Source organism: Ideonella sp. sgz306126 (assembly GCF_056032705.1).
This window is the reverse complement of sequence record NZ_JBVYWP010000002.1, coordinates 167,185-190,659: the sequence shown is the minus strand read 5'-3', so window position 1 is coordinate 190,659 and position 23,475 is coordinate 167,185. Positions and strand designations below refer to the sequence as shown.

The following is a 23,475-nucleotide window of genomic DNA, read 5'->3' as shown; positions in this document are numbered from 1 at the left end:
CAAGCTCGCGGCGGGGCCGACATCGCCGCGCCGCCCGGCTGTGTTATTCCTACGTCTGTCCGGCACACCCCTGTGGTCCGGCCCACCGCCGAAAGCCCTCATCATGCGTTCTCCGCTGATCCCCGCCTCCACCGATGCGTCTGCCGACGCCGACCAGCGCGCCCGCGCCGCGGCGCACCTGTTCGACAGCCGTTTCCATGCCGCGACGGCGCGGCTCAGCGGCGGGCTGTCGCCGATCGCGCTGGCGCTGGCCTACGTCGACTGGGCGATGCACCTGGCCAGCCAGCCGGCCGAGGCTGCGCGCCTGGCCGCCACGGCCCAGCAGGGCGCGCTGAAGTGGTGGGGCGAGACCCTGGGTCGCGCGCCGGCGGACACGAGCGATGCGCGTTTTGCCGCGCCGGCCTGGCAGGCCTGGCCGTGGGCGCCGGTGGCCAACGCGTACCACGCGGCCGAGGCCTGGTGGGGCGAGGCCACGGCGCTGCGCGGCATGAGCAGCCACCATCAGGAGATGGCGCGCTTCTTCGCCCGCCAATGGCTGGACATGCTGTCGCCGGCCAACACCGGTTTGCTCAATCCGGAGGTGCTGCAGCGGACCCGCGAGCGCCAGGGCGCCAACCTGGTCGATGGCGCCCTCAACGCGCTGGACGACTGGCGCCAGCAGCACGACCTGCCGCCGCTGCGCCCGGTCGAGCACTGCTACCGGCCGGGCGTGGACGTGGCGGTCACGCCGGGCAAGGTGGTGCATCGCAATCACCTGGTCGAGTTGATCCAGTACCTGCCGCTGACCGCCTCGGTGCAGGCCGAACCGGTGTTCATCGTGCCGTCGTGGATCATGAAGTACTACATCCTCGACCTGTCGCCGCACAACTCGATGGTCCGGTGGCTGGTCGAGCAAGGCCACACGGTGTTCATCCTGAGCTGGCGCAACCCGGATGAATCGGATGCGCTGCTCGGCCTGGACGACTACCTGGAGCAAGGCGTGTTCGACGCGCTGGCGGCGATCAAGCGCCTGGTGCCCGGCCAGCGCGTGCATGCCTGCGGGTACTGCCTGGGCGGCACCCTGCTGTCGATCGGCGCGGCGGCGCTGGCGCGGCCGGAGAAGATCGCCCGCGCCGATCTGCTGCCCGAACTGGCCAGCGTGTCGCTGCTGGCGGCCGAGACCGATTTCACCGAGCCTGGCGAGATGGGCGTGCTGATCGACGAGTCGCAGGTCGCGATGCTGGAGGACATGATGGCCGAGCGCGGCTTCCTCAGCGGGCCGCAAATGGCCGGCTCGTTCGCGTACCTGCACTCGCGCGAGCTGGTGTGGTCGCAGCGCCTGCGCGCCTTCTGGCTGGGCGAACCCAATCAGCCCAGCGACCTGATGGCCTGGAACGCCGACGTCACCCGCCTGCCCGCGGTGATGCACAGCCAGTACCTGCGCCGCTGCTACCTGCGCAACGAACTCGCCGAAGGCCGCTTCCCGGTCGAGGGCCGGCCGGTGGCCCTGGCCGACCTGCACCTGCCGATGTTCGTCGTCGGCACCGAGAAGGACCACGTCTCGCCGTGGCCGTCGGTCTACAAGATCCACCGCCTGACCGACACCGAGCTGACCTTCGTGCTGACCAACGGCGGCCACAACGCCGGCATCGTCAGCGAGCCGGGCCATGCGCACCGCCACTACGCGATACGCACCCGCGAGGCCGAGGGCGCCTGGATCGACCCGGAGCAGTGGCCGGCCGGCGCGCAACGCGTCGAAGGCTCGTGGTGGACCGCCTGGCATCGCTGGCTGCTGGCCCACGGCAGCGGTCGCAGTGCCAAGGCGCGCACCCCCGCGGCGGCGGAGGTGCTGGGCGATGCGCCGGGAGCCTATGTGCAGGTGCGCCATCACGATTGAGCGGGCGGCCATGTCGCCATCGCCCGTCCGGCGCGCTGCGGCCATCGAGGCGACCGGTGCGCTGACGGGCCCGCCGTGACCACGCCCGCCCGGCTCGGTCCGTTCGGCCGCTTCCTGCGCCGGCGCCGGCTCGCCCGCCATTTCCGGCGGCCGGGCTGGTGGGGCCACCGCGTCGGCGGCGAGGCTCACCAGCATGCGTCGCGCCAAGTGGCGACGCGCATGCTCGCCGCGGCCCGCCTCGACGAGGCGGCGCTGTTCAGCCGCTGGCGCAGTTCGCCCGCCGGCCTGCCGCAGGCCCAGGCCGATCGCCTGCGCCGCAACCTGGGCCCGAACCGGATCGATGCCGAACGGCCGCTGCCCTGGCCGCTGCACCTGCTGCAGGCGTTTCGCAACCCGTTCAACCTGCTGCTGACGCTGCTCGCCGCGGTGTCGTGGTGGACCAGCGACCTGCGCTCGGCGGGGGTCATCGGCTGCATGGTGCTGCTGTCCACCGGCCTGCGCTTCGTGCAGGAGCGGCGATCCAACCGCGCCGCCGACGCGCTCAAGGCGATGGTCAGCAGCCACGCCAGCGTGCTGCGTCCGGGCCGGCCCGCCACCGAGCTGCCGATGGCCCAGCTGGTGCCGGGCGACGTGGTGCACCTGGCGGCGGGCGACATGATCCCGGCCGATTGCCGGGTGCTGACCGCGAAGGACTTGTTCATCAACCAGGCGGCGATGACGGGCGAGGCGATGCCGGTGGAGAAGCATGCCGGCGCCCGGGACGCGGCCGCCGGGGCCGACCCGCTGGCGTTGGACAACCTGGCCTTCATGGGCAGCAACGTGGTTTCCGGCACCGCCACCGCGCTGGTGCTGGCGACCGGACCGCGCACCTTCTTCGGCCAGCTGGCCGAGCACGCCGCCGGCAGCGATCGGCCGCCCACCCAGTTCCAGACCGGCGTGAACCGGGTCAGCTGGCTGCTGATCCGCTTCATGGCGGTGATGGTGCCGCTGGTGCTGCTGATCAACGGCTTCGGCAAGGGCGACTGGGTCGAGGCGCTGCTGTTCGCGCTGTCGATCGCGGTGGGCCTGACGCCCGAGATGCTGCCGATGATCGTCACCTCCACGCTGGCCAAGGGTGCGGTGGCGCTGGCGCGCAGCAAGGTGATCGTCAAGCGGCTGGACGCGATCCAGAACTTCGGCGCGATGGACGTGCTGTGCACCGACAAGACCGGCACGCTGACCCAGGACCGCATCGTGCTGAACCGCCACATCGACGCCTGGGGCCAGCGCAGCGACGAGGTGCTGCGCTGGGCCTACCTGAACAGCCATTTCCAGACCGGCCTGGCCAACCTGCTCGACCAGGCGGTGCTGGCCGAGACGTCGCTGAAGGACGGGCCGGCGCAGTGGACGCGCATCGACGAGATCCCTTTCGACTTCCAGCGCCGGCGCCTGTCGGTGGTGGTGGCGCCCGCCGACTCGGCGGGTCCGCCGCTGCTGATCTGCAAGGGCGCGGTCGAGGAGACGCTGACCCAGTGCGTGCGGGTGCGCCGCGGCACGCAGGACGAAGCGCTGACACCGGACCATCTGGCCGAGTTGCAGGCCACGGCCGCCGCGCTGAACGACGACGGCCTGCGCGTGGTCGCGGTGGCGGTCAAGGCGCTGGACGGCCAGCGACAGGCCTTCCATGCCGACGACGAGACCGACCTGACGCTGGTCGGCTTCATCGCGTTCCTCGATCCGCCCAAAGAAACGACCGCGCCGGCGCTGAGCGCGCTGGCGTCGCACGGCGTCGCGGTGAAGGTGCTGACCGGCGACAACGAACGCGTGACGCTCAAGGTCTGCCACGAGGTCGGCATGGCGGTCCGCGGCGTGCTGCTGGGCAGCGAACTGCAGGCGATGGACGACGCGACGCTGGCGCGTGAGGTCGATCGCTGCAACGTGTTCGCCAAGCTGGCGCCCCAGCACAAGGAGCGCATCGTCGCGGCGCTGCGCGCGGGCGGCCACGTCGTGGGCTTCATGGGCGACGGCATCAACGACGCCCCGGCGCTGCACGCGGCCGACATCGGCATCTCGGTCGATACCGCGGTGGACATCGCCAAGGAGGTGGCCGATCTGATCCTGCTGGAGAAGAGCCTGCTGGTGCTGGACGAGGGCGTGGTCGAAGGCCGCCGCACCTTCGCCAACATGCTCAAGTACATCAAGATGACCGCCAGCAGCAATTTCGGCAACGTGCTGAGCGTGCTGGTGGCCAGCGCGGCACTGCCGTTCCTGCCGATGCTGCCGATGCACCTGCTGGTGCAGAACCTCCTGTACGACTTCAGCCAGACGCCGATTCCGTTCGACCGCGTCGACGACGATCTGCTGGCCAGGCCGATGCGCTGGGACCCGGCCGGCATCGGCCGCTTCATGCTGTTCTTCGGTCCCTTGAGCTCGGTGTTCGACCTGGCCACCTTCGCGCTGATGTGGTGGGGCTTCGGTGCCCAGACCGTGGCGCAGCAGACGCTGTTCCAGAGCGGCTGGTTCATCGAGGGCCTGCTGACGCAGACGCTGGTCGTGCACCTGATCCGCACGCCCAGGATCCCGTTCCTGCAGAGCCGGGCCTCGGCCGGCCTGATGGCCACCGGCGCGGCGGTGGCCGCGCTGGGCCTGTGGCTGCCGATGGGCCCGCTGGCGCCGTGGCTGAAACTGCAAGCGCTGCCGCCCGCCTACTTCGCGGTGCTGCCGCTGATCCTGCTGGCCTACATGGCCCTGGTGCAGGGCATGAAGGGCGTCTGGCGGCGGCGCTGGGGCTGGCAGTGAAGGCGCCGTTCAGCGCCTTGCCGAATACACCGCCCGGCCGGTCGTCGCGAGCACCTGCTGCCGCTCCTCGGGGGTGAGCCCGCGGCTGGCCGCCAGCGCATCGCCCACCATCTCCGCATACGGGAGCATCGTGTTGCCCATGTCGGAGCCCCACATCGCGTGGTCCGCGCCGAAGCGCCTGACCAGCGCGGTGACGAAGGCCTGCATGCGGTCCGGATCCGACTTGAGGCGTTCGAAGTTCTCGGTGGTGAACTTCAGGTAGACGTTGCGGTGCGTGGCCAGCGCGGCATAGGCGTCGTCGAAGCCGGCGTTCGGCGAGGCGTCGGTGGCCGGCCAGGCGCAGTGGTCCAGCACGACCTTCGCCTTCGGGAACCGGTCGGCCAGGCGCCCGATGTCGGCGAGGAACCCCGGGTCGGGGCTGCGCGGGTAGGGCATCAACTCGACCACCAGGCCCTGGTCGTTCGCGACCTGCCACAGGCGCAGCATGCTCGGCGTGGTCAACCAGGGGGAACTGCCGTCCGGCGCCCGGTTGCCGATCTTGCGGAAGCCGGCGACACGCTGGTCCTTCGCCAGTCGGGCCAGCGTCTCGGCCGCGTCCGGGCTCGCCGGATCGACGATCACCACCGGCGTGACGGCCGCCGGGTGGTCCTGCGCGACCGACAGCAGGTACTGGTTGTCGCTTTCGTAGGCCGCGCCATATTGAATCCCGATCCCGGCCTCGACGCCGTGGTCCCGCCACTCGCGCAAGACGTGAGCGCCGTCATTGGGTTGGGTCCGCGCGCGTGCTTCCATCGTCGCCTGGCCCATGTAGGCGTGCGCTGCATGGAGCGGGAACCTCGCGACATCGCTGCTGTAGAAATGGACCTGGGTGTCGAACAGCGCGAAGCCGGGGTCTTGCGCCCGGGCGGCGGGTGCGAGGGCGAGCGTCAGGCTGCCCGCCAGGCACAGCGCGGCGGTGATCTTGGAACGGGTCATGTCGGTTCATCTCCGTGTCGGGGTCGGGGTCGGGTCGGCGCGGTCCGCGCTCAGGCCATCTGGCTGCCCCGGGTCGGCGTCAACAGGGCGCCGACGAGGTAGGCCACGGCCAGCAGCGCGGTGGCCAGCTGCAATGAGAACGAGAGGTCGGACGCCACCGCCGTGAACAGCGACACCAGCACCGGCATCGATCCGCCCAGCGCGAAGCCGATGTTCCAGGACAGCGAGGTCCCGCTGGCGCGCAGCGCGGTCGGGAAGCGCTCGTTCAGGACGATCAGCAGCGGCGCATAGCAGAACGTGCCCACGCCGCTGAGCAGCACCGCATACAGGCCGATGGCCGACAGGCTCCTGGCGTCCGCCAGGCCGCGGTACAGCAGCGGCTGGGCCAGCAGCGACACCAGGCCGTAGATCAGCATCGCCCGCCGCCGGCCGATCAGGTCGGTCAGGTGGCCGGCGGTGACGGACGAGGCCATCACCGCGAGCGCCGACAGGCTCAGGATCAGCCCCAGGTCGGTCGGCTTGACGTGGTTGACCAGCTTCATGAAGGTCGGCAGATAGCCCGAGGTCAGGTACGACAGCCCACCGCCCGCCGTCGTCAGCAGGATGCCGAGCAGCACCGCGGGCACGAAGGCCTTGAGGCTCGGCGCCGCCGCCGCGGGCGCCGCGCGGGCGGCCCCCGACGCCGTGTGCTGCTGCAGTGCCAGCCACATCGGCGATTCCTGCAGGCGGGTGAAGACGAACAGGCCCAGCAGCGAACTGAACAGGCCGGTGAAGAACATCACGCGCCAGCCCCAGACCTCGAACTGCGGCCCGGGGAACAGCGCGCCGACCGCCAGGAACGCCAGCGAGGCGAGCAGCTTGCCGACCCCGGACCCTCCGCCCGAGATGATGCCGGAGGCCAGGCCGCGCCGGTGCGGGGCGATTGATTCGGTGCCCAGCGTGTGGGTGGACGCGACCATGCCTCCCATGAACACGCCTTGCACCAGGCGAAGGCTCAGGAAGAGCACGGTGGCCAGCGGCCCCAGGGTCTGGACCGTCGGCAGGGCGCCCATCAACCCGGTCGACAGCCCGACCCCGGTCGCGGCCACGACCATCGCGCGCTTGCGCCCGTGCCGGTCGGCGTAGGCACCGAACAGGTAGCCGCCCAGCGGCCGCATCAGCAAGGTCGCGGTGAACGCGCCGTAGACCCCCGCCAGCGACAGCATCTGCTGGCCGGACGGGAAGAACACCTTCGCCAGGATGGGGGCGACATAGAGCAGGATGAACAGGTCGAACAGATCGAAGGCCCAGCCGAGACTGGAGAAGGCGACGGCCGCCACGATCTGGCGCTGCGTCAAGGTCGGCGGTGGGGCGTGCGGTGCCGGAGGCGTCAAGGCAATCCCTTTCGAGGGCGGGCGTGGAAACGGGTGCGCCCGGGCCGCAAGCCCGGGGCCTGCTCGCGGCAGTCAGTCGATGCGAATGCCGTCTTCCCGGACGACCTTCTCGTAGTTCGCGCGGTCGGACAGGATCAACTGGCGGAACTGCTCGGCCGTGCCGGGTTCGACATCGCCGCCGGCATCGGTCAGGCGCTGCCGGATCGAGGGCTTGGCCAGGGCCTGCCGGGTCAGCGCGTTGAGGTGCTCGACGACCGACTTGGGCGTCGCGGCCGGCGCGACCAGGCCGTACCAGACCGACGCCTCGAACTGAGGAAAGCCCGATTCGGCGACCGTCGGCGTGTTCGGCAGCGCCGGCGACCGCGCCTTGCCCATCACCGCCAGCACGCGCAACTTGCCGCTGCGCGCCAGCGGCAGCACCTCCAGCTCGTTCACCGCCACGCAATCCACCTGACCGCCGAGGGTGTCGGAGATGGCCGGCGCACCGCCCTTGTACGGGATGTGCAGCATCTTGACGTGGGCCGCGTGCTCGAACATCGCCATCGCCAGATGCGGCGTCGAGCCGTTGCCGGGGGTGGCGAAGCTCAGCCGGCCCGGCCGCTCGCCGGCCGCCTTGACCAGGTCGGCCAGCGTCTTCAGCGGCGAGTTGGCGTTGGTGGCGATGACGACCGGGATGCGGCCGATCAGCGCCACCGGCGCGATGTCCTTGGCGGCGTCGAACGGCGCCGGCTGGTAGAGCGAGCTGTTGGCGGACAGCGCGTTGGCGCTCATCAGCAAGGTGTTGCCGTCGGGCTTGCTGTCGATCAGCGCCTTGACCGCGATGTTGGTCCCGGCGCCGGGCCGGTTCTCGACGACCAGCGGCTGCTTCAGCGAGCCTGCCAGCTCCTGGCCGACGATGCGCGCCATCGCATCCACCGCGCCGCCGGCCGAATAGCCGACGAAGATCTTGAGCGGCGGCGCGCCCTCGGCGTGGCCGGCGAGCGGCAGGCAGGCTGCTGCGAACGCGAGCAGGGCGCAAAGCAAACGGGGGGATGTCATGAAGTCCAGTCTCCTGATGTTGATGACCACGATGTCGACACGAACGACTCACTCCATCGCCATCGCCTCCGGCCGCATCGCCGCTCCCCGCGGGTCGCGCATGCGGCGCAGGAAGGACAGCGACTGGAAGACGACGAGCAGCACGCACAGCCCGATGAACCAGGCGCTGATCGGGTGCGTGACGAAGACGGTCAGGTCGCCGTGCGACAACAGCAGCGCACGGCGGAAGTTCTCTTCCAGCATCGGCCCCAGCACGAAGCCGAGCACGATCGGCGAGACCGGGAAGTCCAGGATCAGGAAGACCGCCCCGAGCACGCCGAACAGCGCCACCTCGCCGACGTCGAACAGGCTGTTCTTGGTGCTGTAGACGCCGATGCAGGTGAAGAAGATCGCCGCCGGGTAGAGCAGGCGGTAGGGCACCTGCAGCAGGCGCACCCAGACGCCGATCATCGGCACGTTCAGCAGCAGCAACAGCAGGTTGCCGATCCAGAAGCTGGCCACCAGGCCCCAGAAGATGTCGCGGTGTTCGGTGATCAGCTGCGGCCCCGGCTGGATGCCCTTGATGATCAGCGCGCCCAGCAGCAAGGCCATCACCGCATCGCCCGGGATGCCCAGCGACAGCGTCGGGATGAAGTCCACTTGGGTCTTGGCGTGCGAGGCGGCCTCCGGTGCCGCCACGCCTTCGATCGCTCCTTGGCCGAAGCGCTCCGGGGTACGGGACAGCTTGCGTTCGAGCGCGTAGGCCAGGAAGGTCGTGATGGTCGGGCCGGTGCCGGGCAGGGCCCCGAACGCCGTGCCCACCAGCGTGCCGCGCAGCATCGGAAAGAAGGCCTGCGTCAGCTCGGAGCGGGTCGGCCGCATGTCGCGCATCGACATCCTGGCCTGGCGCGGCTTGACGACCGATCGGTTCACGCTCACGAGGAAGTCGGCGATCGCGAACAGGCCCATGCAGAGGGCGCCCAGCTCGACGCCGTCCGACAGATCGGCCAGCCCGAACGAAAAGCGCGTCGTGCCGCTGGTCACGTCGGTGCCCACCACGCCGCACATCAGGCCGAACAGCGTCATCGCCACTCCCTTGAGCGGCGAGCCGCGCGACAGGGTGGCCCCGGCGAGCAGGCCCAGCAGCATGATGGCGCAGATCTCGGTCGGGCCGAACTTGAACGCGACCTGCACCAGCAGCGGCGAGAGGAAGATCATCACCACGATGCCGACCGAGGCGGCGAAGAACGACGACAGCATCGTCACGCCCAGCGCGGCGCCGCCGCGCCCGGCCTGCGTCATCGGGTAGCCGTCCAGGCAGGTGACCGCGTGCGGCGGGTGGCTGGGCAGGTTGAGCAGGATCGCGCCGATCGCCCCGCCGTATTGCGAGCCGTAGAAGATGCCGGCCAACATCAGCATGGCCGGCACCGGTGCCATCACGTAGGTCAGCGGCAGCAGCATCGAGATCGTCGTCAACGCCCCGAGTCCCGGCAGCACGCCGATCAGGTTGCCGAGCAGCACGCCGAACACCGACCACATCAGGTGGGTCGGCTGCAGCGCGACGCCGAAACCGTACCAGAGGTCCAACAGGCTTTGCGACATCGCATCAGCCCCACTGGAAGGCGTCGAACTGCAGCTTCAGTCCCACGCCGAAGATCAGGTAGCCCGCCACGACCAGGGCTGCCGCCAGCATCGCGGCATCGCGCCACCCGTTCTGCCGATCGCCCAGCGCCGACAGGAAGACGCAGGCAAACGTGGCCGGCACCAGGCCGCCGTAGGTCCCGAACAGCACGAAGGCGGCGAGGCCGCCCAGGATGCAGGCAGCCGCCCGCAGATCGACGCTGCCGTGCGACCGGGGGGGCCGGGCCGGCGCGGGCTGCCCGGCCTGCGCGCCGAGGCCGATCAGCAGCCCGACCGCGATCATCAGCCCGCCGAGGACGACGGGCACGAAGCCCGCCCCCATGTGCTGCAGCGAGCCGACGCGATAGCCGCGGCCGGCGATGGCAGCGGCCACGCCCATCGCGATGAGCAGGGCGGCCGCGGCGTGGTCCTTGCTCCTGAAGCGAGGGGGGATCATCGGATGCTCCAATCGGTGCGTCGCGCCAGTCATGCCGACGGACCTCGGCGGGGCGGCGCGCGCTGAGGGCGACTGTAGGCAGATTCGCGTGCCGTGCCGTGTGGGAGTTACGTACTCACTCGTCGCGCAAGCGGTTGGCCAGATCCACCGCCGACTTCACCTGCATCTTGTCGAACACCCGCGCGCGATGCACCTCGACGGTCCGCACGCTGATGTCGAGCACCTTGGCGATGAGCTTGTTCGGGCGTCCCTCGACGATGCAGTGCATGATCTCGCGCTCGCGCTCGGTCAGCTCGGCGATCTGGCGCTTCAGGCGCACGCGCGCCTGCCGACGCGTCAGGGCCTCGGCACTGACGGCCAGCGCCTGCTCGATCCGGTCGACCAGCAGGTTGTTCGAAAACGGCTTCTCGACGAAATCGAACGCGCCGCGCTTGACCGCCGCGACGGCGGTAGGCACGTCGCCATGGCCGGTCAGGAAGATGACCGGCAGCAAGTTCCCCAGCCCCAGGCCCGCGAGCTGCTCGAACAGCGCGATGCCGCTGGTGCCCGGCATGCGGATGTCGAGCAGCAGGCACGCCGGCGACGACGGCCATGCGTCGGGCTCGGCCGCCGCGCGGGTCAGCATGGCCAGAAAGGCGTCGGCGCTGGCGTAGCCCTCGGACAGCAGGCGGCGCGATCGCAGCAGCCAGGCCAGTGCGTCGCGCACCACGTCCTCGTCGTCGACCAGAAACACCATCGGCGGGCCGAATGCGCCGGGCGGCGAAGCGGCCCAGGTCGTGTGATCCATGCGAAAAGGGCTCCGGAGGGGCTGTGTCAGGGGCTCACCTGCGCCGGGGCGCTCGGCAGGGTGAAGCGGAATCGCGCGCCGGCCGGGGCGCCGCAGGCATCGTGGAGGTTCTCGAAATCGAGCGCGCCGCCGTGCTGCTCGATCACGGTGCGGCACAGGTTCAGGCCCAGGCCCATGCCTTCCGCGCGGGTGGTGAAGAACGGCGTGAAGAGCTGGGCCGCGACGGCCTCGGCGACGCCGGGTCCGTTGTCGGCCACCGAGACGCTGACCTGCCGGGGACCGTGCTGGCGCACCTCGATCGTGAGCTCGGGGTCGCGGACCGGCCGCTCGCCGTCCATGGCCTGGATGCCGTTGCGCGTGAGGTTGAGCAAGACCTGTTCGACCATGGTCCGGTCGCAGAGCACCGAGGGCGCCGGCGTGTCGATCCGGACCTGGATGCGGGCCCCGCTGCGCCGCGCCTGCAGGCGGACCAGCGGCAGGATCGAATCGATCAGGCGGTCCGTCCGGATCGCTTCGCGCACATGCTCGCGCCGCCGCACGAAATCGTGGACGCTCTTGATGATGCGGCCCGCGCGCTCGGCCTGTTCCGCGATGCGCTGCATCGCCTGCGTCAGCAGTTCGCGGCCTTCGCTGTCCGGAGGGGCATCGGCCATCAGGTTGATCGAGCCGGTGGCGTAGCTGGCGATGGCCGACAGCGGCTGGTTGAGCTCGTGGCTCAGCAGCGATGCCATCTCGCCGATCGTCGCCAGCCGGGCGGTGGCCTGCAGGCGCTCCTGCTGCTGGCGCGACACCTCCTCGACCTTTCGTTGCGCGCTCAAGTCGAGCACCGTGCCCATCCAGCCGGTCTGCTGGCCGCTGCCGTCGAGCAAGGTGGCCTCGAAGACCATGACCGGAAAGCGCTCGCCCGATTTGCGGACGAAGGTCGCTTCGTGTCCGGGGTTGCCGCCGCCCTCGCCCGGCGCCGCCATCGCCTCGGCACCTGGCGGGCGGCGGGCGCCCTGCCGATCGGCAGGCCAGTAGAGGTCCTCCGACTGGCCGATCAGTTCGGCGGCCTCGAAGCCGACCATGTCGCAGAGCGCGTTGTTCACGTAGGTGATGCGCCCCGCCATGTCGCAGGCGCGCAGGCCGGTGACGACCGAGTTCTCCATGGCCTTGCGAAAGGCCAGCGATTCGGCCAGCGCCGATTCCGCACGGGCTCTCTTGCGCACGTCGCGGGCCAGCACGATCACGACGCCGAACAGCAGCATCGACAACCCGAGCACCAGGCCGGTGGCGAGGTTGGGGATCAGGTCGGGTCGCCCGGCCACGCTGTCCACGTGCAGCTGCAGGCTGTGCCCCGGCGCGTCGACGACCCGGTCGGCGACGAAGACGCCCGCGCCCCGCGTCGGCCCGCTGCGCGCCAGGCGCGTTCCGTCGCCTTCGACGAAGGAGAGTTCGTGGTTGCGGGCCAGCTCCGGGCTTTCGACGCTGTCGAGCAGCGATGCCAGCGTGACCGTGGCGACGACGAAGCCTTCCGCGCGGTCGCCCGTCGTCACCGGCGTGCACACGTCGATGACTTCGCCACCCAGCCCGCCGGGCAGCGGCACGAAATAGGACTGCGAGTAAACCGGAGCATGGGCACGGCGCGCCGCCGCACAGGCCGCGTCGGTCTCGAAGTCGAGCTGATCGCGCGCCAGCGCGGAGAACAAGGGTTCGCGCAAGGAACTGTCGACGGCGGCCGTGATCCGCAATGCCGGGTCGCGCCGTTCGATGCGCGTCAGCTCGCGCTGCGACAGCATCAGGGTCGTCACGTCCGAGCGCCAGTCGGCGTCGGCAATCGCGGCATTGGCCAGCCCGTCGACGCGCCGGGCGTCGGCCGAGAGGCGGTGTCTCAGCTCGGCCGCCACGCTGGTGGCGACCGCATCGACGCGCTCCTGCGCGCGCGATGCCTCAAAATTCATCGTCAGCCACACCAGCAGGCTCTGCGCGATGGCCAGCAGGCCGATCAGCGCGGCCCACCACGCCAGGCGCCGCCGCGACGATCGCGCGGACACCGGGGGTTCGTGAGGCGCGGCAGCGGACATGGTGGCGGGCGGGGTGCGCAAAGTATCGCGGCAGCGATGGCGGGCCGGCGCTACGTGGTAACGCGTAGGTCGCTCAGGTCGTGGCCTGCTCCGCAGGCCACGGGCAGGCGTTCAGGCCAGGGCGTCCAGCACGCGCAGGATCTGCCGTCCGTAGGCTTCCAGCTTCTTCGTGCCGACGCCGCTGACGCCGGCCAGCGCGTCCAGCGTGTCGGGCGCATCGGCCGCCATCTGGGCCAGCGTGGCGTCGTTGAACACGATGTAGGCCGGCAGGTTGTGCTCCTTGGCCACCTCGCTGCGCCAGGCTTTCAGGGCCGCGAAGCGGGCCTGCGCGGCGCTGTCCAGCGTGGCCGCGGCGGCCGGCACACGGGGGCTGCCGCTACCGCTGCCGCGGCGTGCACCTCGGCTGCGCGCCACGGCCTCGCGCGGCTCGCGCAGCTCGATCGTGGATTCGCCGCGCAGCACGGCGCGGGCGCTGTCGGCCAGGGCCAGCGTGTTGTACTCGCCTTCGCTCACCACATGGCCCAGTGCGATCAGCTGGCGCAGCACGCCGCGCCACTGCTGTTCGCTCAGGTCGCGGCCGATGCCGAAGGTCGACAGGCTTTCGTGGCCGCGCTGGCGGGTCTTGTCGGTGGAGGTGCCGCGCAGCACGTCGATCAGGTGGCCGGCACCGAAGCCGAAGCCCGAGTGCTGGTGGCAGCGGTAGATGCACGACAGCAGCTTGCGCGCCGCTTCGGTCGCGTCCCAGCGCGCCGGCGGCTGCAGGCAGTTGTCGCAATTGCCGCAGGGGTGGCTCGCCTCGCCGAAGTAGTTCAGCAGGCGCACCCGCCGGCAATCCAGGCTTTCGCACATCGCCAGCAGGGCGTCGAGCTTGCCCCGCTGCAGGCGCTTGAAGTCGTCGCCGGCGGTGCTCTCGTCGATCATGCGGCGCTGGTTCACCACGTCGGCCAGGCCGTAGGTCATCCAGGCGTCGGCGGCCTCGCCGTCACGGCCGGCGCGGCCCGTCTCCTGGTAATAGCCTTCGATGTTCTTGGGCAGGTCCAGGTGCGCCACGAAGCGCACGTCGGGCTTGTCGATGCCCATGCCGAAGGCGACGGTGGCCACCATCACGATCGCATCCTCGCGCAGGAAGCGGTCCTGGTGGCGCCGGCGCACGTCGGCGTCCAGGCCGGCGTGGTACGGCAGGGCGGCGATGCCTTCGGCGCTGAGCCAGGCGGCGGTGTCGTCCACCTTCTTGCGGCTCTGGCAGTAGACGATGCCGGCCTCGCCCTCGTGCTCGTCGCGGATGAAGCGCAACAGCTGGGTGCGCGGGTTGTCCTTCTCGACCACCCGGTAGCGGATGTTGGGCCGGTCGAAGCTGCTGATGAACGGCCGGGCGTTCTCCAGCGCCAGCCGGTGCACGATGTCGGCCCGGGTGTGTTCGTCGGCGGTGGCCGTCAGCGCGATGCGCGGCACGCCGGGGTAGCGGTCGGCGAGCACGCCGAGTTGCAGGTAATCCTCGCGGAAATCGTGGCCCCACTGGCTCACGCAATGGGCTTCGTCGATGGCGAACAGGCTGAGCCTGGCCCGCTCGTGCAGCGAGTCGAGCATCGCCAGAAAGCGCGGATGGGTGATGCGTTCGGGCGCCGCGTACAGCAGCACGAGGCGCCCCGACATCAGTTCGCGCTCGACGTTTTGCACGCCGGCCAGATCGAGCGAGGAATTCAGGAACGCGGCATGCACGCCGGCCTCTTCGAGGGCGCCGACCTGGTCGTGCATCAGCGCGATCAGCGGGCTGACCACCACCGTCACGCCCTTGCCGGCGCGGTGGCGGGCGATCGCCGGCACCTGGTAGCACAGGCTTTTGCCGGCCCCGGTGGGCATCAGCACCAGCGCATCGCCGCCAGCGGTCACCTGGGCCACCACCTCGGCCTGCTGGCCACGGAACGCGGCGTAGCCGAAGACCTCGTGCAGGACCGTGGTGAGCTCGGTGGGCGAGGGTGCGGAGTCGGACATCGCCCGCGATGGTACCCGGCCGCCCCGGGCGCCTGGAGCTATGCTGGCACTCCAGCCTGAAGGAAGACCATGCCGACGAATGCCGACCACCTGCGCCAGCGCCTGATCCGCAACCTCGATGACGCGCTGGCCGACCCCTCGCGCAGCGAGGATATCGAGCGCCCACCCCGCTACGCGTCCCATTTCGCCGCGCTCGGCCCGGGCAGCGCGGCGACGCACCTGGGTTGCGCGGTGGACGTGGTGCCGCCGGGCAAGCAGTCCTGTCCCTACCATTTCCATCATGCGCAGGAGGAGATGTTCGTGATCCTGGCCGGACAGGGCACGCTGCGGGTCGCGGGGGAGTTGCTGGCGGTGCGGACGGGCGACGTGATCTTCATCCCGCCCGGCCCGGCCTACCCGCATCACCTGCTCAACACCTCCGACGCGCCGCTGAAGTACCTGTCGATCAGCACCCAGGTCACGCCGGAGATCTGCGAGTACCCGGATTCCGGCAAGGTGTCGGCCTGGGCCCCCGGGGGCCCCGGTTTGATCCAGCGGCGGGCGAACTCGCTGGACTACTGGGATGGCGAACCCTGAGGGGACCGGCGGACGGGCTTGCGGCACAATCGGCGCTCACGCCCGGCAGTCTTCTGCGGCAACCCATCTCTCCAGGAGCGCCCATGGCCTCGGTCAACAAAGTCATCCTCATCGGCAATCTCGGCCGTGATCCCGAAGTCCGCTACACGCCCAGTGGCGCGGCGGTGTGCAACATGTCGCTGGCCACCACCCGCAACTGGAAGGACAAGAATTCCGGCGAGCGGGTCGAAGAGACCGAGTGGCACCGCGTGGTGCTCTATGACCGCCTGGCCGAGATCGCCGGCGAGTACCTGAAGAAGGGCCGCCAGGTCTACGTCGAGGGCCGCCTGAAGACCCGCAAGTGGACCGACAAGGACGGTGTCGAGAAGTACACCACCGAAATCGTCGCCACCGAGATGACCTTGCTGGGCACCCGGGACGGCATGGGCGGCGGCGGTGAGGCGATGGGCGACGACGACGGCGGCAGCCGCCCGGCGCCGTCGCGTCCGGCGCCGGCACCCCGCGCTCCGGCGCCGCGGCCGGCACCGAAGTCGGCCACCGGCTTCGACGACATGGACGACGACATTCCGTTCTGAACGTCCCTGGCGCCGGGCCTGCCCGGCGCCGACCGATCTGAAAGCAGCAAGGGCCGCCGGCAACAAATGCCGGCGGCCCTTGTCATTGGCGGGCCGTGTCGGCCAGCGGCTCAGCGTTCAGCCACCGGCGCGGGCGTGTTGGCGGCGGCGCCGTCCTTGGCCAGCGGGCGGTACTGCATGTAGGCCAGCGAGTCGAACGGGTTCAACTCGCCCGAGCGCCGGGCCGCGTCAAGCTCGGCACGCACCTGCTGGCGCGTCGGGCTGCCGGCGATCGGAGTGCCGGTGGTCGTGGCGGCGACCTGGCTCTTGCCTTGGTGCACCAGGGCCAGGATGGCCGAGACCGGGTGGGCTTGGGCGGCCGGCTGCATGTAGGCCAGCGAGTCGAAGCTGTTGATCTCGTGGTTGCGGCGCGCGGCCTCCAGTTCGGCCCGCACCTGGGCGCGGCTGAGGGTCGAGACGGCGGCGGGTTGCGACTGAGATTGGGCGTCGTAGTTCCACTCGATCGAAGTCGACTGGGCCCAGGCACCGGCGCCGATCAGGGACAGCACCAGAGCAGACGCGATGTGGGTGAGGGGGCGGTTCATGGCAATTCCTTTGGATTCAAGAGTTCACAACATCCGGGCATGGCGGTGAGCGTTTACTTTCTCGCTTCGTCTTGTCCAGCCTCGGTGAGTCGTTTCATCAGGTTCGGCTCATCGATGGGCTCAACTGTAGAGATTGACGACAAAGGAATAAACTACAGGCGTTGTCATTGACCATTCCTGAAAGTTAAACAATCATGGATTCCCTTCGCGCCATGCGGGTGTTCACCCGGGTCATCGACGAGGGCAGCTTCGCGGCGGCGGCGCGGGCCCTGGACTTGGCTCCGGCCGTGGTGACGCGGTTGGTGGCCGAGTTGGAGGCCCACCTGGGCGCGCGCCTGCTCAACCGGACCACCCGGACCATGGCGTTGACCGAGGTCGGCGAGAACTACCTGCAGCGGGTGCGGCGCATCCTGGCCGATCTCGACGAGGCCGAGGCGATCGCCGATGCGGCGGTCTCCGAGGTCCGCGGCCACCTGCGGCTGCTGACGCCGCCGGCGGTGGCGGTGCATCAGCTGGCCAAGCACCTGCCGCGCTTCCACGCGATGTATCCGCAGGTGACGCTGGAAATCGCCGCGATGGGCCAGACCGCGTCAGTCGACGAGAACTTCGATCTGACCCTGCTGCAGGTGTCGCAGCCGCTGGACGGCCATTTCGTCGCGCGCCGGCTGGCGCGCAGCGAGGTGATCGTCTGCGCTGCGCCCGAGTACCTGGACCGGCGCGGCCGGCCTGCGCATCCGAGCGATCTGGCGCAGCACGACGTGCTGATTCCGCCGCGCACCGAGGTGCAGCGCGGCATCACGTTTCACCGCGGCGCGGGCGGGCGGGACGGCGAGGGCGACGGCGAGACCTTTTCCACGGTGCCGCGGCGCGGCCTGCTCGCGACGCTCAACGTCGATCTGAACTACGCGGCCGCGCTGGCCGGCCTGGGCGTCGCCGGACTGCCGTCGCTGGTGATCGAAGACGCGCTGATGGAGCACGCGCTGGAGCGGGTGCTGCCCGAATGGCGGCTGTTCAGCACCACGCTATGGGCCTGCATGCCGACCCGGCAGCACGTGCCGGCGCGGACCCGCGCGATGCTCGATTTCCTGGTGCAGGTCTTCGGCGGCGAGGATCGTGACCCGTGGTTGACGGCCGCCGGCTGCGAAACGCGCCAAGGGGCTCCGACCCCTGCCGCATGCCCTGCCGCGCCAAAGACCTGAGCGGACGCGGACGGGGCGTCAGAAGGTGTAGCCGACCGCGAGCTTGGCGTCCTGCAGCGGCTCCAGCAGCGACAGCAGGGGTTTGAGCGGGCCGTAGCGCAGCGCCACCTTGGTGGCGTAGCTGAAGAAGCGCGGCAGGTCGGTGCTGTACCTGGGCTTGCCGTCGCGGTGCTTCAGGCGGCAGAAGATGCCCAGCACCTTGAGGTGGCGCTGCAGTCCCATCCACTCGAGCTGGCGCCAGAACTCGCCGAAATCCTCGTCCACGGGCAGACCGGCGCTGCGCGCGGCGCTCCAGTAGCGCACCGCCCAGTCGAGCTCGCGCTCCTCGTCCCAGGAGATGAAGGCGTCGCGCAGCATCGAGGCCACGTCATAGCTGATCGGGCCGCGCACGGCATCCTGGAAGTCGAGGATGCCGGGATTCGGCTCCGCCACCATCAAGTTGCGCGGCATCCAGTCGCGGTGCACGGCCACGGTGGGTTGTGCCAGCGCGCTGTTCACCAGGGCATCGCAGACGCGTTGCCACGACTGCTGCTGGGCCGGCGTCCAGGTGATGCCGAATTCGCGCTGCACGCACCACTCGGGAAACAAGGCCAGTTCAAGGCGCAGCAATCGGTCGTCGTAGGGCGGCAAGGTGTCGGCGGCAACGCGCTGCTGCCACTGGACCAGCGCCCGGATGGCGTCGCGCATCAGCGCGTCGGCACGGGCGCCGCCGTCTTGCTGCAAGGCGTCCAGGTAGAGCGTGCTGCCCAGGTCGCTCAACAGCACGAAGCCCTGCTCGACATCGGCAGCCAGGATCTCGGGCGCATGCAGGCCGGCCTGGGCGATCAGGCCGGCGACATGGATGAACGGGCGAACATCCTCGGTGGGCGGCGGCGCATCCATCACGATCCGGGAGCCGCCTCGGGCATCCGCGATACGCAGGTAGCGGCGGAAACTGGCATCGGCCGAGGCTGGCGCCAAGCTGTCGATCCGCAGCGCGTGCGTGCGGGCCAGCGGGGCCAGCCACTGCTCGAAGGCAGTGCGACGGGACTCATCGGGCCACTCGATCCGGGCGGGGGAGGCTGGCAGGCTGGCGGTCATTCGGTTCGGGACCCTCGTGGATAATCCCATTCTACTGACGCCCTTTTTCTGCGCCGCTGCTGGCAGCGCGCAAGCCACCTCGCGTGTTGCTGCCGACCGAACCCCTGACCTCCCCTGACCGCCGCTACGACATCCGCTGGGCGGCGTTGATCGGGGCCGCGCTGCTGTCGGGCGGGGTGCTGGCGCAGCCGGCGGCCACCCCGGTCGATGCGCGCCAGGCGCCGGTGATCCTGACGGCGGACCGGATCCGTTCGGTGATCGATCAAAGCGCGACGGCCGAGGGCGAGGTGGAGTTGCGCCAGGCCGGGCTGACCCTGACGGCCGACACGCTGGTGCTCGACCAGGTCAGCCGCACGGCCTCGGTGCACGGCCACGTCCGGCTGGATCAGGACGGCAACCGCTTCAGCGGCACCCAGGCCCAGGTGCAACTGGACACCCGGGAGGGCAGCGTGCTGGCCGCGACGTATTTTCTGGCCCGCACCGGTGCCGGAGGGCGGGCGGCGCGGATCGATTTCACCGGCACCCGGCGCGTGTCCGCCTTGAACGCCAACTACAGCAGTTGCCCGGTGGATGCCAATGGCCAGCAGGACTGGGTGCTCAGCGCCGACCGCCTGGACCTCGATTTCGAGCACAACGACGGTCATGCCCGGGGCGCCGTGCTGCATTTTCTGGGCGTGCCCATCCTGGCCGGTCCGGGCCTGAGTTTTCCTGCCACCGGGGAACGGCGCAGCGGCTGGTTGCCGCCGTCGATCAGCACCGACAGCCGCAGCGGCTTCGGACTGGAAGTGCCGTGGTACTGGAACCTGGCACCCAACTACGACCTGACGCTGACGCCGGGCATCCTGACTCGCCGCGGCGCGTCGCTGGGCACCGAATTCCGCTATCTGCTTGCGAGCCAGCAAGGCGGGCTGCAGACGCACTGGATGCCCTGGGACAGTTCGGTCGGACGCCAGCGCTACGCACTGGTCCTGACCCAGGACGGCCGGCCGGCGCCCGGCTGGGCCTACAGCACCGATGTGCAGGCCGCCTCCGACAACAATTACTGGAAGGACTTCTCGGGCGTGCTGCCCAGCCTGACGCCGCGGCTGCTGCAGCAGGACGCGCGCGCCTCGTACCGCTGGCAGACCGGCGTGTCGCGGTGGCGGGCCTATGCCCGTGTCGAGGGCTGGCAGGTGATGCAGGACGACACGGCGCTGATCCTTCCGCCGTACCAGCGTCTGCCGCAACTGGGGCTCAGCGCGAGCGGCCGAGCGCCCGCCGGGCTGGTGTGGTCGATGCAGAGCGAGGTCAACCACTTTGCGCTGCGCGACCAACGGACGGCGGTCGACACCCGCGACAACGGCACGCGGGCCCATCTGCTGGGCGCGCTGACCCACCCCGGCGACATGGGCTGGGGCTGGCTGGCGCCCAGCCTGTCGTTCAATGCCGCGGCCTACGACACCGCGCAGCCGATGAGCGACGGTCGCCAGCACGCCTCGCGCACCATCCCTACGCTCAGCATCGATGGCGGCTTGCGGCTGGACCGGGACACCCGCCTGCTGGGGCGGGACGTGACCCAGACACTGATCCCGCGTCTGCATTACGTGAACACGCCGTGGCGCGATCAGGACGCGCTGCCGGCCTTTGATGCGGCGGCCTACGACTTCAACGAGATCTCGATCTACGGCAACAGCGCTTTCTCGGGGGTCGACTATGTCAACGACGCAAACCAGGTCACGATGGGCGCGACCAGCAGCTGGGCGGACCGGGCGACCGGTGCCGAGTTGATGCGCCTGGGGGTGGCGCAGCGCTACCAGTTCCGGCCGTCGCGCATCACCGCGGATCGCCTGACGGCCAACGGGCTCGCACCTGCCACCCCCGGCGCGACCAGCTCGCCGTTCTCGGACCTGATGCTGTTCGGCTCGACCACCTTGCTGCCCCATTGGCGGCTGGATGCCACCGAGGACTACAACGCCGCGGCCGGCCGGACCGAAGGCGCGCTGATGGCCGTGCACTGGCAGCCCGGCCCGTTCCGGACCTTGTCGGCCACCTACCGCTACACCCGGGGCGTCAACGAGCAGGTGGAACTGGGTTGGCAGTGGCCGGTCTATCGCGGCAGGCCGAGCGACGGATCGACCTGCAACGGGACCTTGTACGGCGTGGGACGCGTCAACTACAGCATGATGGACAGCCGCATCACCGACGCCATCGCCGGACTCGAATACGACGCGGGCTGCTGGATCGGCCGGCTGGTGGCGCAACGCCAGTCCACCGGCGCGTCCGAGGCGACGACGCGTCTGATGATCCAGCTGGAACTGGTGGGCCTGTCCCGGCTGGGTTCCAATCCGCTCAAGGTCCTGAAGGACAATATCCCCGGCTACCAGATGTTGCGCGACGACGGCGCACCGACCGCTACCCCCACCGCACCATGACCTCATCTTTCTACCGTCCCCTGCGCCGCCTGGCCTGCCTGCTGTCGCTGGCCTTGTCCTGCGGCATCGGTTTCGCCCAGCAGAAGACGCCGGCGGCACCCGCGACGCCCCGCGCGGCGGATTACATCGTGGCCGTGGTCAACAACGAGCTGGTGACCGAGTTCGAGGTCCAGCAGCGTCTGGCCCAGATCCGGGACGATGCCGGCCGAAAGAACCAGGCCTTGCCGCCGGCGGCCGAATTGCGCCACCAGGTGATCGAATCGCTGATCAACGAACGGGTGCAGGTGACGCATGCGCGCGACAGCGGCATCAAGGTCGACGATCAGGAACTGGATCGCGCGGTGATGAACATCGCGGCGATGAACAAGCTGACGGTCGACCAGCTGCGCCAGCGGCTGAAGGACGAAGGCATGGATTACACCCGCTTTCGCAACAACATCCGGGACCAGATCATGGTCGAGCGGGTGCGCGAGCGCGAGGTGCAGGCCCGCATCAAGGTCTCCGATTCCGAGGTCGAGGACTATCTCGAGAAAGAGCGCGCCAAGGCGGCCAAGGTGCCGATGCTGGACATCGCCCAGATCCTGGTGATGGTGCCGGACGGCGCCTCTGATGCCGAGGTTGCGCAGCGCCGCGCCAAGGCGATGGCGGCGCTGGCACGGGTTCAGAAGGGCGAGCCCTTCGACGCGGTGGCGCGCGAAGTCTCCGAGGACAACAACCGCCAGCGCGGCGGCGAGATCGGCCTGCGGCCGGCCGACCGCCTGCCCGACCTGTTCGTCAATGCCGTCAAGGCGCTGCCGGTGGGCGGCGTGACCCCCGACCTGGTGCGCAGCGGGGCTGGTTTCCATATCCTGAAGCTGGTGTCGCGCAGCGATGCGGGTGCGCCGACGACCATCCAGACCCATGCCCGCCACATCCTGTTGCGGCCGTCGGAACGGCTCAGCGTTGCGGAAGCCACGCAACGCCTGTCGGAATTCCGCGATCAGATCCTGGCCGGCAAGGCCACGTTCGAGCAGCTGGCGCGCAAGTATTCGGAAGACGGCAGCGCGCCCAACGGCGGCGACCTGGGCTGGGTGTCGCAGGGCGCCTTCGTACCCGAGTTCGAGCAGGCGATGAACGAACTGCCGCTGGGCGGCATCTCGCTTCCGGTGCAATCGCGCTTCGGGGTGCACCTGATCCAGGTGCTGGAGCGCCGCAGCGTACCGATCGATCCCCGCCAGCTGCGCGAACAGGCCGTCAACGCGTTGCGCGAGCAGAAGTATCCGGCCGCCTATGCCGAATGGGCGGACGAGCTGCGCTCGCGTGCGTACGTCGAGATGCGCGAGCCGCCTCAGTGAGCGCGGCCCACCACGCGCGCAAGCGCTTCGGTCAGCATTTCCTGACCGATGGCGCGATCATCGACGCGATCATCCGCGCCATCCAGCCCAAGGCCGGCCAGGCGCTGGTCGAAATCGGTCCCGGGCTGGGCGCGCTGACCCAGCCGCTGGTCGAACGCTGCGGTCGCCTGACGGTGATCGAGCTCGACCGCGATCTGGCCGCGCGGCTGCGGCAGCGGCCCGATCTGAACGTGATCGAGTCCGATGTGCTGATGGTGGATTTCGCGGCGCTGAGTGCGACCCTGGGGGCGAAGCTCCGTGTGGTGGGCAACCTGCCCTACAACATTTCCACCCCGATCCTGTTTCATCTGCTCGGACAGGCGCAGCACATCGAAGACCAGCATTTCATGCTGCAAAAGGAAGTGGTCGACCGGATGGCCGCGGCGCCTTGCAGCAAGGCCTATGGCCGGCTGTCGGTGATGCTGCAGTGGCGCTACGACATCGAGGCCTTGATCGACGTGCCCCCCAGCTCGTTTGATCCGCCGCCCAAGGTCGATTCGGCGGTGGTGCGCATGCTGCCTTTGCCTGGGGTGGCGGCGATCGACCTCGCGCGCTTCGAATCCCTGGTGCAGGCCGCGTTCTCGCAGCGACGCAAGCTGCTGCGCCACACCCTGGGCAAATGGCTGGACGCCGAAGGGTTCCAAGGGGTCTTCGATCTGCAACGGCGCGCCGAGGAGGTGCCTGTGGCCGAGTTCGTCGCGTTGGCGCAGGCCTTGCCCGCACGCTGAGCGCCGGACCG

Annotated in this window: 18 protein-coding genes; 8 read left to right on the top strand and 10 right to left on the bottom strand. The window is 69.9% G+C overall.

The window, feature by feature from the left end; all coding sequences use genetic code 11:
• The first annotated feature begins 103 nt into the window (after positions 1–103).
• Positions 104–1,876, top strand: a complete 1,773-nt coding sequence (locus AC0N04_RS05240) for a PHA/PHB synthase family protein (RefSeq protein WP_474279383.1) — start codon at positions 104–106, stop codon at positions 1,874–1,876.
• Between the two features lie 75 nt (positions 1,877–1,951).
• Positions 1,952–4,654, top strand: a complete 2,703-nt coding sequence (mgtA, locus tag AC0N04_RS05235; RefSeq protein ID WP_474279381.1) for a magnesium-translocating P-type ATPase — start codon at positions 1,952–1,954, stop codon at positions 4,652–4,654.
• 9 nt (positions 4,655–4,663) lie between these two features.
• Here the strand turns inward: mgtA and AC0N04_RS05230 are convergent, their stop codons facing one another.
• From AC0N04_RS05230 to recQ, 8 genes are all read right to left on the bottom strand, one after another.
• Positions 4,664–5,629, bottom strand: coding sequence for an amidohydrolase family protein (locus AC0N04_RS05230; RefSeq protein ID WP_474279379.1), 966 nt, complete (start codon positions 5,627–5,629; stop codon positions 4,664–4,666).
• A 50-nt stretch (positions 5,630–5,679) separates the two neighbouring features.
• Positions 5,680–6,966 carry an MFS transporter gene (locus AC0N04_RS05225; RefSeq protein WP_474279377.1) on the bottom strand — a complete coding sequence of 429 codons (1,287 nt, stop codon included), beginning with the start codon at positions 6,964–6,966 and terminating at the stop codon, positions 5,680–5,682.
• Positions 6,967–7,074: 108 nt separating this feature from the next.
• The gene (locus AC0N04_RS05220) at positions 7,075–8,040 is read right to left on the bottom strand and encodes a tripartite tricarboxylate transporter substrate binding protein (protein ID WP_474279375.1); all 966 of its coding nucleotides are present in this window, start codon (positions 8,038–8,040) and stop codon (positions 7,075–7,077) included.
• Positions 8,041–8,088: 48 nt separating this feature from the next.
• Positions 8,089–9,621 (bottom strand): tripartite tricarboxylate transporter permease, encoded by a 1,533-nt coding sequence (locus tag AC0N04_RS05215; RefSeq protein WP_474279373.1) that lies wholly within the window; start codon positions 9,619–9,621, stop codon positions 8,089–8,091.
• A 4-nt stretch (positions 9,622–9,625) separates the two neighbouring features.
• Positions 9,626–10,096, bottom strand: a complete 471-nt coding sequence (locus tag AC0N04_RS05210) for a tripartite tricarboxylate transporter TctB family protein (RefSeq protein ID WP_474279371.1) — start codon at positions 10,094–10,096, stop codon at positions 9,626–9,628.
• 115 nt (positions 10,097–10,211) lie between these two features.
• Positions 10,212–10,883: a response regulator transcription factor gene (locus AC0N04_RS05205; RefSeq protein ID WP_474279369.1), complete on the bottom strand. Its 672-nt coding sequence runs from the start codon at positions 10,881–10,883 to the stop codon at positions 10,212–10,214.
• 26 nt (positions 10,884–10,909) lie between these two features.
• Positions 10,910–12,946 carry an ATP-binding protein gene (locus AC0N04_RS05200; RefSeq protein ID WP_474279367.1) on the bottom strand — a complete coding sequence of 679 codons (2,037 nt, stop codon included), beginning with the start codon at positions 12,944–12,946 and terminating at the stop codon, positions 10,910–10,912.
• Between the two features lie 111 nt (positions 12,947–13,057).
• The gene (gene recQ, locus AC0N04_RS05195; protein WP_474279365.1) at positions 13,058–14,938 is read right to left on the bottom strand and encodes a DNA helicase RecQ; all 1,881 of its coding nucleotides are present in this window, start codon (positions 14,936–14,938) and stop codon (positions 13,058–13,060) included.
• A 69-nt stretch (positions 14,939–15,007) separates the two neighbouring features.
• Between recQ and AC0N04_RS05190 the strand changes: the two genes are divergently transcribed.
• On the top strand, positions 15,008–15,514 hold the full coding sequence (locus AC0N04_RS05190; protein WP_474279363.1) for a cupin domain-containing protein: 507 nt from the start codon (positions 15,008–15,010) through the stop codon (positions 15,512–15,514).
• An 83-nt stretch (positions 15,515–15,597) separates the two neighbouring features.
• On the top strand, positions 15,598–16,089 hold the full coding sequence (ssb, locus tag AC0N04_RS05185) for a single-stranded DNA-binding protein (RefSeq protein WP_474279361.1): 492 nt from the start codon (positions 15,598–15,600) through the stop codon (positions 16,087–16,089).
• 110 nt (positions 16,090–16,199) lie between these two features.
• On the opposite strand, the gene AC0N04_RS05180 is transcribed toward ssb, so the two are convergent.
• Positions 16,200–16,673: a DUF4148 domain-containing protein gene (locus tag AC0N04_RS05180; protein WP_474279359.1), complete on the bottom strand. Its 474-nt coding sequence runs from the start codon at positions 16,671–16,673 to the stop codon at positions 16,200–16,202.
• A 194-nt stretch (positions 16,674–16,867) separates the two neighbouring features.
• Here AC0N04_RS05180 and AC0N04_RS05175 point away from each other — a divergent pair, with 194 nt between their 5' ends.
• A complete protein-coding gene (locus tag AC0N04_RS05175; RefSeq protein ID WP_474279357.1) occupies positions 16,868–17,872 on the top strand; it encodes a LysR family transcriptional regulator in 1,005 nt (334 codons plus the stop codon).
• An 18-nt stretch (positions 17,873–17,890) separates the two neighbouring features.
• On the opposite strand, the gene AC0N04_RS05170 is transcribed toward AC0N04_RS05175, so the two are convergent.
• The gene (locus tag AC0N04_RS05170) at positions 17,891–18,952 is read right to left on the bottom strand and encodes an aminoglycoside phosphotransferase family protein (protein ID WP_474279355.1); all 1,062 of its coding nucleotides are present in this window, start codon (positions 18,950–18,952) and stop codon (positions 17,891–17,893) included.
• Between the two features lie 83 nt (positions 18,953–19,035).
• Between AC0N04_RS05170 and AC0N04_RS05165 the strand changes: the two genes are divergently transcribed.
• The 3 genes from AC0N04_RS05165 to rsmA are packed head-to-tail and all read left to right on the top strand — an operon-like array spanning position 19,036 to position 23,464.
• On the top strand, positions 19,036–21,363 hold the full coding sequence (locus tag AC0N04_RS05165) for an LPS-assembly protein LptD (RefSeq protein ID WP_474279353.1): 2,328 nt from the start codon (positions 19,036–19,038) through the stop codon (positions 21,361–21,363).
• Positions 21,360–22,697, top strand: a complete 1,338-nt coding sequence (locus AC0N04_RS05160; protein WP_474279351.1) for a peptidylprolyl isomerase — start codon at positions 21,360–21,362, stop codon at positions 22,695–22,697. Before AC0N04_RS05165 ends, AC0N04_RS05160 begins: the two co-directional genes overlap by 4 nt.
• Positions 22,640–23,464, top strand: a complete 825-nt coding sequence (gene rsmA, locus AC0N04_RS05155) for a 16S rRNA (adenine(1518)-N(6)/adenine(1519)-N(6))-dimethyltransferase RsmA (protein WP_474279349.1) — start codon at positions 22,640–22,642, stop codon at positions 23,462–23,464. The genes AC0N04_RS05160 and rsmA overlap by 58 nt, the downstream gene beginning before the upstream one ends.
• Positions 23,465–23,475: the final 11 nt, after the last annotated feature.